Below are 17530 nucleotides of genomic sequence, written 5' to 3'. Positions count from 1 at the left end.
CGCTTATTTCTGAGGTTTGTTATTAAGATAGGTGTGTAAAAGCTCTTTAAACATCTTTCTGTCACTATCATCAAGGGGCTTGCCACCAAACATAACTGCGTGATCAATTTTTGTTTCTAAATCTTCATCAGTGATTGACTCTCTTCCTAAAAGATAATCTGTCGTTGTGTTAAAATAATCTGCAATTTTTTCAAGATTATCTGCATTTGGCTTCTTATTTTTTAATGAATAGAGATAGTTTTCTCCTAAACCAAGCTCAATCGCAACTGTACGTAAACTGATTCTTTTTTGCTCTGCTAGGAGTTTTATTCTTTCAAATAGGGTCATGATTTCTCCTTATCTTTTTATATAATCCTATCACAAAGAATAATATTAGTCAATATTATTGGTTGTTTGCTTTTTATCAAAACAAGTGCGTGCTATCTCCGCCTTACGGCTACGCTGTCGATGCTCACTAAGGCGCTGAAGCGCCTAGTCGCAATCGCAATCCGACCTCTTAGGTCGGAGATAAAGCAGCACTATCTCCGCTTCGCTACGCTGTCCATTCTCGCTACGGTACTGAAGCACCTAGTCGCAATCGCAATCTTTGAATTTCGTCCGACTGCCATAGGGCGTTGGCGCTTTTAGCGCCTAGGCTTCTTGGAAAAGACCACTTCGCCTTGCGACTTTAGTCGATTGCGATTTGAACTTGCCACTTTAGTGGCTTAGTGAAATCGACAGCGCAGCAAAGCGGAGATAGAGCGAATGGATAACGAAGTGAAGCGGAGGTGTGACCTCATATCGAAGATGTGAGGTTGTACCTTAAATTCAGTGGCGAGTTGCCCTTTTATCAGTCGCTTTGCCTTTTGCTCTTGCTGCTTTAGCAGTTAAGCAAACGGACAGCGTAGCGCAGCGAAGATAGCGACTAGAGAAAATGGACAAATGTTTTACGAAACTCCCACTGAATAAGTCTTGACTTCATTTAATATTTTTCATAGTGTTCAAATAGATATTCCAAATCTTCAATATTTTTCAAAAGTTGTTGACCGATATTAGTATCTTTTACTCTTTTTCGTTTGGCAACTTGTTCAACTAATCGCTTTACACTCATGATGTCACTCCCTTGCTCTACAGCGGTCTTTACTGTTGAAAATGGTTGATGAGCAACAAGTTGAATACCATAACTGTTATAAAGCAATGTGTAGCCAGCAATTCCTGTTTCTTTTTGATAGGGTTTTGAAAATCCACCATCAATGACAATTAGTTTTCCTCCTGCTTTAATCGGATTCTCACCATTTTTTTCTTTAATCGGGGTATGACCATTGATAAGGTGCCCTTCTTGATGGAGGTCAAAATTTTCTAAGATTCTTGAGATAATCTCTGGATTTTCACGAAGTTGATAGTAGGGATTTTTCTTTTCAATGTGTGTTGTTTTATCTGCGATATAATAGCGTTCAAAGGTTGTCATTGCTTCTTTTCCAAAAAGAGATGAGCATTCTCCTATCCATAAATACCACATCAAGTCTGTGGATAAGTCTTCTGACTCTTCTGGATGAGCAAGACAATTTCTCACGTGTTTGTCAAAGAAATCCAACAAGGATTGTCCTGAGTAGGACTGCTGTTCAACTCGGAAAGATTTAAAATCTCCATTTTCATGGAGAGGCAAGCAGCCATGAATAAGTAAGTTGCCATTATAACGTAGGTACATTGAACCTTTTTCTTGAAGAAAATCAACATGACGTTTGAGCTTGTCTGAAGCTTTAAAATTTTTTAACAAGTGATTTAAAATTAATTTTTCTTCTTCTGTCAGTACTGACGGATTTTCTAGATTGATTGTTGGGGCTTGAAAATCAATCAAATCATATTTTTGACCGTTTATTTGAATGTTTTTTTGTTCAAAATTGATGAAATGAAGTACATCACGATGTTCAAGATTGAAGTCGGGTCTGCGAGCAATCAATTGACTTTCGAGTTTAAATTGTAAAATAGCTGTGGCTTGTTGTAGCTTATTGAGTAAATCATTTTCTTCATGAGAGAGTCGCACACCATCTGTGAGTCGTGGGCGAAAGGACTCACTTGGTTGATAATAACAATCAGCATACTCTAGTAAACTTCTCAAATTTATGCCATAGCGCTCTTCAAGAATGTCCAGATTGCCATAACGTGCACAAATCCGAATCACATTCATCATCGCAAGAGGAGAGCCTGCAAGAGCTGCCATCCAGACAATATCATGATTTCCCCATTGAACATCTACTGACGGCATTTTCATCAGTCTGTCAATGATTTTATCAGGGTAGGGACCTCGATCATAGATATCTCCTACTACGTGAAGATGGTCAACTGTTAATCTACGAATGGTGTCTGCTAAAGCAACAATCAAGTTGGGCAACTCACCTAAATCTTGTAGTTTTTGCACAATAGAATCAAAATATTCTTGTTTATCTGTCGTTGAGTCAACTTCACTCACAAGCTCTTCTAAAATATACCGAAATCTTTCTGGTAGTGCTTTACGAACTTTAGAGCGCGTATATTTTCTTCCTACAAATTTCGCCGTTTCTAGTAAGTAGAGAAGATTTTGCTGACAATATTCTGCAAAGGAAACTTCAGAACGTTTTGCTTGTTCACAATCAAGTTTTTCTTGTGGATAATAAATCAGGGTCGCAAGTGCAGAGATTTGCTTGGAAGTGAACATTGGAAAACTTTCTCTTAATTTTTCCTTGATGCTTCCTGAACCATTACGCAAAACATGATTGAAAGCATCATATTCGCCGTGTAAATCACTGACAAAATGCTCTGTTGCTTTTGGTAATTCGCAAATTGCATTCAAATTAATGATTTCTGTCAGCACTGCTTCTTTTGAAGAAAATTGTTGTTTCAATAGTTTATAATATTTTTCATCCATAACAAACGCAAGATATTGCTCATTTCTCCTATTCTTATGCTTGTTCATCTTTAATTTTATAGAAAAATTAGAGATGGACTATTTCAGTCTTATTTTTAAGACTATCTTTGCATTTTATCACATCTAAAACATATAGTAAAGCGGTTACAATGTTGGTTTTATAATAAAAATTGGTACATACAATATTTATTTGTGGACAATTTTTTTAGAGATTAAGCTCACTTCCTGCCAAAATGAGTTTGCTACTCATTTTTTTGGGAGAAATTAAAATAGATATTCCCTAAATTCAAGAAAGACCATTCTGTCAGTAAATAAAAACCTGTCAGCATACTGACAGGTTTTCTTTGTTTGTGATATAAATTGTAAAAGATTATTTTTTTATATTAATAAATAAAACTTTCAAGTAATTTCCCTCTGGAAAGGCCTTTGCAACATGGAAATCAGCAGGAAGTTTTTCTTCTTGAAAAATCGTGAAGCTCACGCCTTTATTTTTTAGCGCCTGCTCTACGATTTGACGAAATTTCTTGTCTGTGACGTTGGCAGCATTGGTTGAGGCAATGAGTAGCCCATTTTTCACCAAAATCTCCACAGATGATGCTACCAATTCGCCATAGTTTTTGGCAACCGAAAAGGTTTTCTTTCCATTTCTGGCAAAGCTAGGTGGGTCGAGGACGATGACATCATAAGAGAGCTGTTTTTTCTTTGCATAGTTGAAGTAGCCAAACACGTCCATCACGTAGATTTTTTGCGTTTCTGGGTCAATTCCATTGCCCAAAAACTGCTCACGTGTCTTTTCAAGCGAACGCTTCGCCAAGTCCACAGAAGTCGTCTGCAGCGCGCCTCCAACTGCGGCCGCCACAGAAAATGCCCCGTATAACTAAACATATTGAGCAACGTTTTACCCGCTGCAAGACCGTCTGCAAGTCGCGCACGGACATCTTTCTGGTCCAGGAAAATCCCTGTCATCAGCCCTTCGTTGAGATAAGTCGCATATATTACCCCATTTTCTTTGACAAGCAGAGGCTCTGATGCTTCTTTTCCACTGACAAAGCTACTTTCTTTACTGACAGAATTTTTGTCAGTGCTGACAAATCTTATTTTTTCATAAATTCCTATTATTTCAGGGAAAACAACTTTAAAAGCAGATAAAATTTCTTTTTTTTGACCAAAAATGAAAGCATTGTACCAAGAAAAAACAGCATAACCTGCATAAAAATCAATAGTCACACCACCAATGCCATCGCCTTCACCATTGAACAAACGAAAGGCATTCGTCAACTCGTCTTGAAAAAATGTTGCTCTTAAACTACGTGCTACTACAAATTTTTCTACATAAAAATGATGATCAATCTTGATATTATCAGTGGTTAAAAGCCAACCTACACCCTTATTTTGCTTTGATAAATATCCTGTTCCAAGAAAATGTTGTTGCCCATCAAAAAATTGCACAAAACTATCTTCTTCTGTATCAAGCGTCAAATCTTCTTTTACAAGCAATGGATAACCTGCTTGTAACTTCTTCGCTGCTTGCTTTGTTACTGTAATTTTTTCCATGATTTCATTATATCAAGATGTGAACTCGATTTGCAAGAAATGATGAAAAATGGCTTGAGTCCTTGTGACAAAGCAATATAAGCCAACGAACCGCGGAGCGCTGTGGGCTTCTTTTCCCGCGTTCTAAGCAAGCAGGCTCAACTACAAAATGTGCCTTCCACTCAAAAACAGGTTCTAACTTATATATACAACAAGCATAACCAAATAAAAAAACTCTGTCAGTACTGACAGAGTCCAAAATTTTATTTATCAGTCAATGCTGCAAGTCCTGGAAGTGTTTTACCTTCAAGGAGTTCCATAGAAGCACCACCACCTGTTGAAATCCATGAGAATTTATCTGCACGGCCAAGGTTGATAGCAGCTGCAGCTGAGTCTCCACCACCGATGATTGATTTTACACCTGGTTGAGCGATGATAGCATCCATTACACCGATTGTACCTGCTTGGAAGTCAGGATTTTCAAAGACACCCATAGGACCATTCCAAACAACTGTTTTAGCACCTTCAAGTTCTTTGGCAAATTTTGCTACTGATTTAGGTCCAGCGTCAAGTCCAAGGAATCCTGCATCAACAGCTTCGCCTTCTGTATCTTTAACAACTGTGTAACCTGCAAATGCATCAGCTTCTTTTGAGTCAACTGGCAAAATCAATTTACCTTGCGCTTTTTCAAGCAATTCTTTTGCAAGGTCAAGCTTGTCTTCTTCAACAAGGGAATTACCAATCTCAATCCCTTGTGCTTTGAAGAATGTATAAGCCATACCACCACCGATGATGACTTTGTCAGCTTTACCAAGCAAGTTTTCGATAACACCAATCTTATCAGAAACCTTTGAGCCACCAAGGATAGCTACGAATGGACGAACTGGATTTTCAACAGCTTCTTGGATATAGGCAATTTCGTTTTCAAGAAGGAATCCTGCAACAGCTTTGTCAACATTTGCTGAGATACCAACGTTTGAAGCGTGCGCACGGTGAGCTGTACCAAATGCGTCATTGACGAAGATACCGTCACCTAGTGAAGCCCAGTATTTACCAAGCTCAGGGTCATTTTTAGATTCTTTTTTACCGTCAACATCTTCAAAACGAGTGTTTTCAACGAGCAAGATTTCACCGTCTTTAAGCTCAGCGATTGCTGCTTCAAGTTCAGCACCACGCGTTACACCTGGGAATACCACTTCTTGTCCCAATTTTTCAGAAAGAGCTTTTGCTACTGGAGCAAGGGATTTACCAGCTTTATCGGCTTCTTCTTTGACACGTCCGAGGTGAGAGAAGAGAATGGCACGTCCACCATTTTCAAGAATATATTTGATTGTTGGAAGTGCTGCTGTGATGCGGTTATCATTAGTAATTACGCCATCTTTAAGTGGAACATTGAAGTCCACACGTACAAGAACTTTTTTACCTTTAAGTTCAACGTCTTTAACAGTCAATTTTGCCATTTTGGAAAACTCTCCTTCAAGATGTGAGTACGACCGCCCAGAAGTCATAAAATACTATTGGGCTTACACCTTCGGCGAATGTCGAACTCGATTCTTTTGATTATTTTTAATAAGCTAATTATATCACAAAATTTTTGATTTTGTTTTTGAAAATTTTATGGTAACGTTTTAATTTTATTTTTGTCAGTATACTGACAGAATGGTCAGCCTGACCATTCTTTTATCTGCTGATTTGTCACTCATTATTCAATCGTGACAAACTGACAGAATGGTCAGCCTGACCATTCTTTTATCCGCCGATTTGTCACTCATTATTCAATCGTGACAAACTGACAGAATGGTCAGCCTGATCATTCTTTTATCTGCTGATTTGTCACTCATTATTCAATCGTGACAAACTGACAGAATGGTCAGACTGATCATTCTTTTATCTGCTGATTTGACACTCATTATTCAATCGTGACAAACTGACAGAATATTTGTCAGAGAATATAATGCTCAATACCAACTGCAACTCCATCTTCCTCATTGCTTTTTGTGACAAATTTTCCAATTTTCTTAATTTCTTCTGGCGCATTTCCCATAACGATAGGCAAACCCACCTCTTTTAGCATTGCTAAGTCATTATAATTATCCCCAAAAGCCGCTAATTCACTATTTTTCAAGTGTTTATCATCTGCAATTTTCTTGATGGCATAAGATTTTTGAGCAGAAATTGAGGTAATCTCAAGATAAGATTCCCATGTTTTTTGGACAATAACATTTTGCTTTTCCAAATACTTCAGATTTTTTTGAACCTCCACCAAACGTCGGGTGTCAGGAATAATCAGAAGAATTTTAAAAATTTTAAGAGGTTCTGCTAGTAATACCTCAAAATCTGTCAATACTGGTTTTTGCGGTGTATACTGCATTTCCTGCTCAATATCTTTATCACTGCGCTCAATATACCAGTTCTCCAAAGTGTAAATGCTAAGATTAATTTCAGGAAATTGTATTTTGAACTTTTGAATCAACTGTTTAGCGGTGGGAAAATCTAATGGATATTGCGCCAAAATCTGCTCACGATTAAAAATCAAACCGCCATTAAAAGCAATTTGTGGTGTATATAAACTCAACTCTTCAATCAAAGCCATCATCGCTTGTGGCGTACGTGCGGAAACTAGTGTAAACGGAATACCACAACTTTTCACAACAGCTTGAGTCCGCAAAGAAATTTTTCCACTATCATCCAACAATGTACCATCTAAATCAGAAAATATATGTTTAATCTTAGACATGACCTCTTCCATTCTATAGCCCTATTATAGCAAGATACTGGTAAAATCTACTGACAGAAACAAAAAAATTACTGACAGATATTGTCAGCAACTTTTATTTACCAAGATTAGTATTTTTTACGTTTACGAGCTGCTTCTGATTTGCGTTTGCGTTTTACAGAAGGTTTTTCGTAGTGTTCACGTTTGCGGAGTTCTTGAAGAGTTCCAGCTTTTGTTACAGAACGTTTGAAGCGGCGGAGTGCGTCGTCAAGCGATTCGTTTTTACGTACAACAGTTTTTGACATTTAATTTCACCCCATTTCCAGCGCTAGATTTCGTGGTCTTTCACACGACACCTCCATTCTATCAAAAAGAGGAGAGTTTGTCAAATACTTTAAGGTTCATAACTTAGCTAATCGGCAGTATTATCATTTAATTTTTAAGTATCCCATCTAAAAATCCAACCAGTAGATGTTGTGTTTGATCATAGCCCAAGTCATAATGTAGACAATGGTAACCCCCTGCTATCTCATGATACTTAATATTCTTATCTGCACGTTCTGCAAATGTCCGAATTGCTCTGATGCTAACAATTTTATCCTGCTCTGCGCCTAAGAGCAAGGTCGGAATTTTTATTTTATTCGCATTTGCTAAAGCATACTCACCATGCTCACGAACTTCACTAAAAAGTCTCATGGAGATTGTATCGTGATAAATGCCATCAGTCAAAACTTCACTCAAACGAGCTTTATCTCTCATAATCGCCTGAACATTTAAACCTGATTTAATCCGTAAGTTTTTACTTAAATTTCCCAAAAATTTTGCTAAAGCAATCGTAGCTTTTTGGGGATTTCTATCAAGACTGAGCCAAGGGCTTTCTAAAACCAATGCTTGGTAACACTTACTCCCACGTTTTAAAATATAATTGCTTGAGATATTTCCACCCATTGAAAAACCAAAGAGCACGACAGGAACTTGCGGAAATTTCTGACCAATCCACTCGCGCACAATTTCAATATCATTCAAAAAATTTTCATAGGAACCATGAACTCCTCTGCGATATGCTTCTTTCCCAAAACCACGTTGGTCATGTACCACAAAAGCATAGCCTTTTGTCATTAGAAACTTTGCCAAATCCGCAAAATGCTCTAAACCTTCCCCAAAACCATGCACAAACTGAATCACCCCTTTTGGTTTTGTATCTGGTGCAAAGCAAGTCATTCTAATCTTATGTGTATCTGCAGTATTGAGGTACAAAATTTCCATATTCTATCACCAATTCCTTGTAAAAAAACAACAACATATTGCCATCGCCGTGCAACTTCATGGCACTGAAACAACACATAATATATACTTCGAACGCCATTATTCAAACAATTATCACTCACTATGCCATCCGTTTTATCTAACTAGACAATTGCGCAATTTGAAGTGAATCTAGTATAACTTGCCAATGCTTCAAAAAATTGCTTTACGCTCGTTTATAAGTTCTATTTGCTCCAATCAATAGGTGCCTGACCTGTTTGTATCAAAAATTCATTAGCTTTACTAAACGGTTTTGAACCGAAAAAGCCACGACTAGCTGACAAAGGAGAGGGGTGCGGTGCTTCTAAAATCAAATGTTTATCCGCATCAATCAATTGTGCTTTTTTACGCGCAAAGCCCCCCAAAGAATAAACACTTTTGGTCTGTCATCGTCTGACGCAATTTTTATCAGCTCATCTGTCAATGGTTCCCAGATTTTCCCTGCATGAGCATTTGAAGAAAACGCTGGCACTGTTAACACTGCATTTAACAAAAGCACACCTTGCTCTGCCCAAGCAGTCAGGTCGCTGTCAGTTTTGACAAAACCTTCATCAGCAAGTTCTTTCTGAATATTAACAATGGAATCTGGACGATTCACCTTAAAAGTTGCAGGATAGGAAAAAGCAAGTCCTTGTGCTTTGCCAGGTTGTGGATAAGGGTCTTGCCCAACAATAATCACCTTTGTATCATGCAGCTCCGTCAGCTCAATTGCTCTAAAAATCTGAGATTCTTCTGGATAAATCTTACCATTTGAATAAACCTCATTAATGAACTGAATCATCTTAGGGAAGTACTCTTGTGGCAGTCTGCTACGCAGGGGTTGTGACCAGTCTGTTTTCTTCATAATTTTCCTTTCAAATTTCGCTATTTCCTTAAATCCCAGCTCCATCAGTACTGACAATAGCATAAATAAAACTCATAAGCTCTCTTTTCATTATATCAATTACTGACCGTTCTGTCAGCAAAATAAAGCTTTGTCAGTACACTGACAAAGCTTTATTCAATGATTATTGAGCTGCTGCTTCAAGTGCAGCGACTTGACTTTGTGCTGTTGCACTCTTTGGCACAAGCTTGATTTCTAACGCTTCCATACGTAAAGATTTGCCATTAGTACCAACTTCTTGACCATTTTTAAACCAATCCGCTTGCGGAGCAACTGTCTCTGGAGAGCTGGACTTCCATGTCAAAGCATGGTTAGAGTACTGCCATCCAATATTTTGCACATGGCTATCATAGACAACATCATAGTATTTCGCAATTTGTCCCGTGAGTTTGACCGTGAAAGCTTCCATACGCAGCCCTTTACCTACCGTACCAGCAGCAGCACCATTAGTGAACCATTGCGTTTCTGGAACGATGCTTTGAGGTGTCTTCGTGGCTTTAGTTGGGCTCGCAGCATTTTGCCAACCAATCTTTTGGACATGAATATCATACTCGACACCCCCAGTCAACCCTTTAGGCAGTTTGAGTGCGATTTTGAGCGTTTCCATACGTAAAGACTTACCATTAGTTCCTGCTTCTTGGCCATCTTTAAACCACTGCGTCTGGTCATTTTGAGACTTTTGCCAACCAATCTTTTGAACTTGGGCATTGTAGAGAATAGTTGGTGCTGTGTAATTTCCAAAATTAAAGGTCCATTTGCCACTTGAGTAAGTACCAGTCACATTATTTGTAACACCCGTTGATTCGTTAGTGTATGTTCCTGTAAATTTATTATTAACCGTACTACCCTCGAGGTCAATAGTATCTCCAGAACTATCTACAAATTCCATTTCCGAAGCTGCTGTACTTGATGTTGCATTGCCATTTCCATCCCAGAAATATGGGTTACTGAGTGTTCCTGTGATTAGACCTGTCGCACTATAACTTGTTTTTGTAAACTTAAATGCCCATTTGCCACTTGAGAGTGTCCCTGTAACATCTCCAGCAACAATTCCATTACCGTCGCTATCATAAGTGCTGTACATTCCAGAAAAAGTGGTTCCCGTCGTAGTCCCATTTAACCAGTAATCTCCATCATTTCCAAATTCATTATAGACATCAGCCGAGCTAAAACTTGTACCGTCCGTAAAACTATTATCATTATTTGAATAATCCACAGTCCAACCTGTTGATGTACTACCAGAGATTACTCCTGAGAATGTCGCAGGCAACATTGATTTCTTTTGTCCAAAATTAAATGTCCAAGTTCCATTGCTCAACGTTCCTGTGACAGTGCCAATATAATTCACATTACTTCCAGTATTCTCGTCATATGTATTCCATTCATATGTTCCCGTAAAGGTGTCACCAGAAACCGCACCGTCCAAGTTAACACCATATCCATCAGCATCAATAAACCACACCGAATCAAAATTTTTTCCATCAGAAACTTGCCCATTAAAAGTATAAGACGGGTCAGATAAACTTTCAGTTATCGAACCTGTCGCCACAGCCTTCACAGCAAAACTTTGTATAAAGTTAAACGTCCAAAATCCATCCGCTGACTGCTTCCCAGTTACTATTCCATAGTTATAGTCCGAAGCACTAGTTGCACTTTCTGAGTAAGTCCCACTAAAAGTGGTTCCGCTTACAGTTCCCATCAGTTCTATATCTTGGAGCTCATTCCCCGACTCATCATTGATAGAAAGATAAGCATCTCCATTTTCTAAATCCGTTGTTAAATCACTACCTGACCAATCACCATATTCAAGCGTTCCTGTAATCGATCCAGTAGCTATATTATCACCTACACTATTTACAGCAGTTGAGAAAGTCGCAACTCTTTGATGAGCGACTGCATCATTTTCTACTTTTTTCGGCGCTTCTTTTCGCACAAAAGCATTTGTATTTGTTGCAGCATATGCGACAGACGGATTTGCGAGTGCTATACCGCCTCCCAAGATAAGTAGAACACTAGTAGCATAAAGCCAACTTTTCCCAGATTTTACTGGGTGTGTTTGATAATGTAAAATCATAAAATTCTCCTTTATTATTAAAAAAGAACACGACTCAAACAGAGCGTGTTCTTTCTAAAGATTACATTTTTTTTACCGTAAAGAGCTGAACAATATAGTGTTGCTGTGCTGTGCTCATAATACAACCTCTTCCAATCTTTGTCAAGTCTTATACGAGACTTATTATATCCCTTTTAAAATCGTTTGTCAATGTTTTGTAACAAAAAAGCAAATTTCGTCTTTGAAATTCACTTTTCTTAATTCAATCCATATTAGCGACATTATGATAGACGCGCTGAACATCATCATCATCTTCAAGGGCATCAACAAGACCCGCAAAAATTTCAAGGTCTTCTGGTGAAAGTTCAACTTCTGACTGAGCAATCAATTCAAGTTCTGTTGTTGAGAATTCAGTGATACCAGCTGCTTTTAGGGCTTCAATCCCTTTGTGGAGATCCGTTGGTTCAGTATAAACCACGATTGTTCCTTCTTCTTCAGTCACATCTCGCACATCTACCTCAGCATCAAGCAAAATTTCAAAAATGCTATCTGCATCATTTCCCGCAAATACAATCACTCCAGTATTATCAAACATATAGCTGACAGAACCTGCAGCACCAATGTTCCCACCATTTTTATGGAAAGTTGTACGAACATTAGCAATTGTACGATTAACATTTGAAGTTAACGTTTCAGCGATAACCATTGAGCCGTTTGGACCAAATCCTTCATAGCGTCCTTGCACGAAAGTTTCATCGCCCCACCTTTTGCTTTATCAATCGCTTTATCAATGACGTGTTTTGGAACCTGCGCCTGTTTTGCTCGTTCAATAACGAATTTCAAAGCTGAGTTTGACTCTGGGTCTGGCTCTCCTTGTTTTGCAGCAGCATAAATTTCAACACCAAATTTTGCATAAACTTTAGATGTAGCACCATCTTTAGCAGTTTTCTTCGCAACAATATTTGCCCATTTACGTCCCATTGGAATTTTCTCCTTAGAATTTTTTATCAAAACAAGTGCGTGCTAATACTCCGACCTCTTAGGTCTGAGATAAAGCAGCACTAAGCCTTGAATTTCGTCCGACTAAATTCAGTGGGAGTTAAAACTCCCACTGAATAAGTCTTGACTTCATAATTAATGGCAAGCCCTACTGCTTGTCTTGATTTTTTCTTTAATATTATATCATAAAAGCAATATTATTGTATAGCTCTCCAACACCCTCTACGTATCAATGGTACTCAACAATTAAGGTGCGGGATTAGCTTTAGGAACAATCTTTATCTCCAAAGCCTCCATCCGAAGTCCTTTACCTACTGTTCCAGCGGTTGCCCCATTAGATACCCACGCTTGCCAACCGATACTTTGAACATGAGCACGGTAATAAACATTGAAATAGTTTGAGAGTCCACCTGTAAGTTTTAACTCTATGGCTTCATCTCTCAGGCCCTGTCCTGTTGTTCCAGAAATACTATTGTCAGATACCCATGCTTGCCAACCAATTTTTTGAGATTGACTACGATAGGTTATTCCACCTGTTACTCCTGAAGCAATATTTTGAAGTTCTACCTTCAAGGCTTCCATCCTAAGTGACTTCCCTGTTGTTCCTGATAAAGCGCCATTTACGACTGGGGCTTGCCAGCCAATATTTTGAACATGAGCGCTATAGTTTACGGTTGGAGTAGTCAAATATGAAAAAGCAACTGAGTCATTAGAGGGTGCAGCACTTCCTTTAGCAACAAGTTGGATCTGTACTGCCTCTATCCGATAGGACATTCCAGAAGTCCCTGCAGTCTGCCAATTCTTGGCCCAACCGAGCCAGCCGATATTTTGGACGTAGGCACGGTAATAAACGTCGTATTGACTAGCGATAGATCCAGTGAGTTGCATTCTAAATGCTTCCATGCGCTTGGCTTGTCCGACGGTTCCAGCGATTGCACCATTTGTGGCCGTGGTGCTTTGCCAGCCCATTCCTTGAACATAGGCTTGATATTGAATATTACCTGAGAGGTTGGAGGGAAGATTAAGAAGAGAGGCTTTCAGCGCTTCAGCCCTAAGCGCAAGCCCAGTTGTTCCATTGGTTTGACCATTGTAAGTGGGAGAGACCCAGCCATATGTTTGTACTTGGGTTTCATAAGAAACTGAGGGTGATTGTAATGGCTCAACATCCGTATTCGCTCCCAAATACAAATTTGCACGCTCTGTACTACTCAAGTTCGTCCAGCTTCCGCTATATTTAGACCACGAATTTCCTGTTGTCATGACAGGATATAAACCCGTTGAACCATCACTTTTACACTGTACTGGCACATTAAGCGTGGTGCAAGATGAAGGTAAGCTAAGAATCTGTATCGCAACCGTATATGTAGTATTATTTGGAAGTGAAATGGCATTGCTTAGCGGAATTGTCTGATAACCCGCATCTGTAAAGGTATAAGTTCCTAATTGTGTATAAGTACCAGAATTAGCCGCGCCTGTTTTATAGAGTAGTTCTACACTCACGCCAGCTTGGTCCATATAAGCCGAGATAGAGTTCAATTGTTCTACTTGATTGGTACCCACAGTTTGACTCGTATAAGTATTTGCAAAAATAGTGTTAACAATTTTTGAACTTTCTGAGAGTTGGTAATAATAACCCGATGCTTCAGGCGAAATGTTGGTTGCACTGTATGTTTTTTCTCCAGATTGTGTTGTCGCGACTTCGTCCGCATAAATTTCAGAACCTGCAACATAGATATCGGCATAAGAGAGATAAAAATATCCTCCAATCCCAAAACTAGTTCCCCAAGTGTTTTTCACTACAAAAGCACCATTCATTCCTGGACTTTGAGTAAAATTATTAGCAGAGTAATTGTCATCATAGCCAACAATCTGTAGTTCATGGTCTTGATTCAAGTATTCTTGATTATCATAAGTTGTAACCAACTCACTTCCTGCTGTAGCCGCTGAATAAGGCACATAAGAAGCATTGTTTTGTGAATCATAATAAGGACTATCAAGCGAAATTTCAGCTTCAAGTCCAAACTGTACTGCGCCATATTGATAAACAAGTTGCTTAATTTGATTGACTCGATTCATTATTGCACTAGAACTTGCTGGCAATTGATTAGGAGCAAACCCATTAAGTTTATAGCTGTCGCTGACATGGACATTTGCTTTAGTCAATTGATTAAATGCAATCTGACTCATCTTTTGATCTTTCGCAGTAGCTACTGGCTGAGGTTGCGGTAAACTTGCCGCAGTTACTGGATCATAACCTTGTACACTCATCATCGGGACATAGTCCAATGTATTACCGTCTGTTGATAGCTGTCTTAGTCCATTGTTGAGCATGATAGCTAAAGGATTTATTGTATCTGTAAAGGCATCAGCAGATAGATAATCATAATAAACAGGTGATAAGCTAGGCGTTGTTCCTAGTTGCGAAAGGCTACTTGTGGCAATAGTGTCTGTCCCTGTAAAACTCCAACAAATATTTTGAATACCCTGATTCAAGACGGGAGTTGCTTTTGAAGGGCTTTTAAATTTTCGTTTAACAGATTATATGAGACTGGCAAACTGCTACTGCTCACGATAGGGCTTGAACTGGATGTTGTTGTTTCGGGGAGATTATCTGTCGTTCCAGAAGACCCTAAAGAATCTTGAGTTGTCGTGGATTGTAGCTGATTAGAAGGAAGCGCATGGGGCAACAAGGTTTGAAGCAAACCTCCTGTTTGGCCACCTTTTCCAACTTTTCGTGTGGATGGTTTGATTTGCACAGCTTTTCGGGGTGCGGTATTCATCTGTGAAAAAACAGGTTCAGAGTAAACAAGAGAACCCAGTAAGCAACAAATGATTAATGAAATAATCCACTTTTTATTTTTCATCACTCTTCCTTAGCTTGATTATTGATTTTTTATTAATTCCAAAATATACTATTTTTGAAAAAATAGCAATCATTATGCAAACGTTTGCGACATTTATGATAAAAACTTCAAAGCGTTTGCTCTGAAGTTTTCAGGGAAGGATTATAGGTTTACGTCCATAATTTTGCTCTTGAAGTTCTGAATTTCCTAAGCGGTAAATTTCATCCGACTTTTGTGTGACAGTATCCCACGGTCGCTGACCAATCTTTGTCAGCACTTTGTCTTTTGCTTGCGCCAATATTTTCTGACCTTGCTTTGTAAAGCCCAAGACATGGATACGTTCAGGTTCAGCAAAATCTCTCGAAATATTTAGTAAAATATAGGTGAGTAAACGTCTAACTCTAGCTTTTGTATAACGTTTTGTAGAGGTAAGTTCGACTAATTCCTCAAAGCTTTGAGCTTCTCTTGCAGCTAACTTGATTCGGATTTCTAACTCCTGATTCATCTGATGAATCTCTGTCAGTACTGATGAAATAATTTTATATTTCAAAAGCGGAAAATAGGCTGACCAACTTGTTTTAGGATGCTCATACAAGCCTGTCAGTGCTGATGGAAATCCATTGTTTACTGAAAACCCTGTCAGTAAGCCCTTTCTGATAGCTGTCGCACTTACAAAAGGTGCTGAGAGCGAAAGCGAATGAAATTCTCCTAAACGACGAACTGGCTGAAGTACAATCTGACGCCTAGCACAGGCTTTAGCATAAGCAAGCGCTAAAACATGATTAGGTGTATTGCCATCAAACTTTACATTAGAAAATTTTTCCCACATCATCTGCGTTTTTTCTGGATAAGAGAGTTGCTGAGGCAAATTTGCCAAAAATTTTTGCATTTCTACTGATTTTTCAGCATAAATTTTGGAAATTAGGTTATAATCCGTGTCTGATTCGCTACCAAATAAAAGCGTGTCAATCCCTAAATTTGCCAAAATTTTGACACTCCCTGCAGCAAAAAAATCGGCGGCTTGAACAGATACCGTTGTAGGCAACTCTACCACCAAATCTGCACCGCAGCGCAGTGCCATTTCTGCACGTGTCCATTTATCAAAAATCGCAGGTTCTCCACGCTGAACCCAATTTCCAGACATAGCAACGATTTTTATCCCAGAAGCTTGTTCTAGCAGATATTGATGCCCATTATGGAAAGGATTAAACTCTGCAATAATGCCTGTTATTTTAGTCATTTTTTACACACAAAAAACCAGCGGCTACTATCCTCTGCTGGTGCCTTATCTTCAAAATCTGCACAGACCATTGCTTCAGAAAATCCAGCTGTAGCAAGGCGTGATAAATAATCTTCTATGGGATATGTTCGTTCTTCATGCACCTCATCACGCCTGATAAACTTCCCAGCTTTATCCTGAATGAAAAAACTAAGTTCATGCACAATCGAATGTGGTCTCTCTCCTTCAAAAGAGTCCCAAAGAAATGCAAAATCTTCCGCATTTTCATGATAAGAGTAGCCCTTAAAAACTTCATCCACTTGATAAGTTGAATGCACATCAAAGATGAACGTCCCGCCGTCACAAAGAAGGTCATAAACCCCGTCAAAAGTCTGTTGTACCTCATCTAAATCTGCCAAATAGCAGAGCGAATCTGAATAGCAAGTCACCGCATCAAATTTTTCTGAACTTGAAAGTTCTCGCATATCTCCCGCCGTAAAACTAATTTTTACACCTGCATCATGCGCTTTATTACTCGCAAGAGTCAGCATTTCTTTTGAAATGTCAAGACCAGTGACAGTATAGCCTTGCTTTGCCAAACGGACGGATAATGCTCCTGAACCACAAGCTAATTCAAAAATGGATTGTGTATGTTTTGGAAGATGGCGCAATGTAAAAGCTAACCACTGGTCATACAGCTCTTGGTCCATCACTTGGTCATAGACTTTAGAAAAATCTTCATAAAAACTCATTTTTGTCTCACCATTCTTTCTGTCAGTACTGACAAATACAAGAAATATTACTAATACTGTTTAACTTAGCAGCACTATGCTCTGCTTTCGTTCTACTGCCCTAGGGTCTTAGCTCTTAGACTTCAGGGACAGGGTGACCTCATATCTTTGATGTGAGGTTGTGCCCTAACATTGATGGGGAGAAAGAATCCCCATCAATGAAGTAATCACTTCAATTCTAAAAAATTTTTTTAGAAATTACTTCGCTGCGCTATGTTGTTGATGCTCGCCTCGCTACGGTGCTACGTGCTTTGCACGCCGTTCTGCGAACGGTCTACGCAACTTCGTTGCTCCGCTGTCCGTT

General features: G+C 38.9%; 11 protein-coding genes and 3 pseudogenes. All 14 read right to left on the bottom strand.

Annotation, left to right across the window (positions count from 1 at the left end; all coding sequences use genetic code 11):
- Window positions 1–3: 3 nt before the first annotated feature.
- Window positions 4–327: a helix-turn-helix domain-containing protein gene (locus FLP15_RS04120; RefSeq protein ID WP_142766110.1), complete on the bottom strand. Its 324-nt coding sequence runs from the start codon at window positions 325–327 to the stop codon at window positions 4–6.
- A 634-nt stretch (window positions 328–961) separates the two neighbouring features.
- On the bottom strand, window positions 962–2884 hold the full coding sequence (locus tag FLP15_RS04115) for a fructose-1,6-bisphosphatase (protein ID WP_142767424.1): 1923 nt from the start codon (window positions 2882–2884) through the stop codon (window positions 962–964).
- 370 nt (window positions 2885–3254) lie between these two features.
- Window positions 3255–4438 (bottom strand): annotated as a pseudogene (locus tag FLP15_RS04110) (class I SAM-dependent rRNA methyltransferase).
- 242 nt (window positions 4439–4680) lie between these two features.
- A complete protein-coding gene (locus FLP15_RS04105) occupies window positions 4681–5877 on the bottom strand; it encodes a phosphoglycerate kinase (protein ID WP_142766109.1) in 1197 nt (398 codons plus the stop codon).
- Between the two features lie 482 nt (window positions 5878–6359).
- Window positions 6360–7154 (bottom strand): HAD family hydrolase, encoded by a 795-nt coding sequence (locus FLP15_RS04100; RefSeq protein ID WP_142766108.1) that lies wholly within the window; start codon window positions 7152–7154, stop codon window positions 6360–6362.
- A gap of 107 nt (window positions 7155–7261) precedes the next feature.
- Window positions 7262–7438: a 30S ribosomal protein S21 gene (rpsU, locus tag FLP15_RS04095; RefSeq protein ID WP_075525234.1), complete on the bottom strand. Its 177-nt coding sequence runs from the start codon at window positions 7436–7438 to the stop codon at window positions 7262–7264.
- A 127-nt stretch (window positions 7439–7565) separates the two neighbouring features.
- A complete protein-coding gene (locus tag FLP15_RS04090; RefSeq protein WP_142766107.1) occupies window positions 7566–8399 on the bottom strand; it encodes an alpha/beta hydrolase in 834 nt (277 codons plus the stop codon).
- A 224-nt stretch (window positions 8400–8623) separates the two neighbouring features.
- Window positions 8624–9282: pseudogene (locus FLP15_RS04085) on the bottom strand (uracil-DNA glycosylase).
- Window positions 9283–9445: 163 nt separating this feature from the next.
- Window positions 9446–11395 carry a hypothetical protein gene (locus FLP15_RS04080; protein ID WP_142766106.1) on the bottom strand — a complete coding sequence of 650 codons (1950 nt, stop codon included), beginning with the start codon at window positions 11393–11395 and terminating at the stop codon, window positions 9446–9448.
- Between the two features lie 241 nt (window positions 11396–11636).
- Window positions 11637–12355: pseudogene (locus tag FLP15_RS04075) on the bottom strand (YebC/PmpR family DNA-binding transcriptional regulator).
- Between the two features lie 264 nt (window positions 12356–12619).
- Window positions 12620–14866, bottom strand: a complete 2247-nt coding sequence (locus FLP15_RS04070; protein WP_142766105.1) for a lectin like domain-containing protein — start codon at window positions 14864–14866, stop codon at window positions 12620–12622.
- Window positions 14863–15237: a hypothetical protein gene (locus FLP15_RS04065; protein ID WP_142766104.1), complete on the bottom strand. Its 375-nt coding sequence runs from the start codon at window positions 15235–15237 to the stop codon at window positions 14863–14865. Before FLP15_RS04065 ends, FLP15_RS04070 begins: the two co-directional genes overlap by 4 nt.
- 130 nt (window positions 15238–15367) lie before the next feature.
- Window positions 15368–16456, bottom strand: a complete 1089-nt coding sequence (locus FLP15_RS04060) for a nucleotidyltransferase (protein WP_142766103.1) — start codon at window positions 16454–16456, stop codon at window positions 15368–15370.
- A complete protein-coding gene (locus FLP15_RS04055) occupies window positions 16453–17187 on the bottom strand; it encodes a class I SAM-dependent DNA methyltransferase (RefSeq protein ID WP_142766102.1) in 735 nt (244 codons plus the stop codon). The genes FLP15_RS04060 and FLP15_RS04055 overlap by 4 nt, the downstream gene beginning before the upstream one ends.
- Window positions 17188–17530: the final 343 nt, after the last annotated feature.

This window comes from Lactococcus protaetiae (genome assembly GCF_006965445.1).
Lineage (GTDB): Bacteria > Bacillota > Bacilli > Lactobacillales > Streptococcaceae > Lactococcus > Lactococcus protaetiae.
Note: the sequence above shows the minus strand (reverse complement) of the source record. Positions and strands in the feature narration are given on the sequence as shown.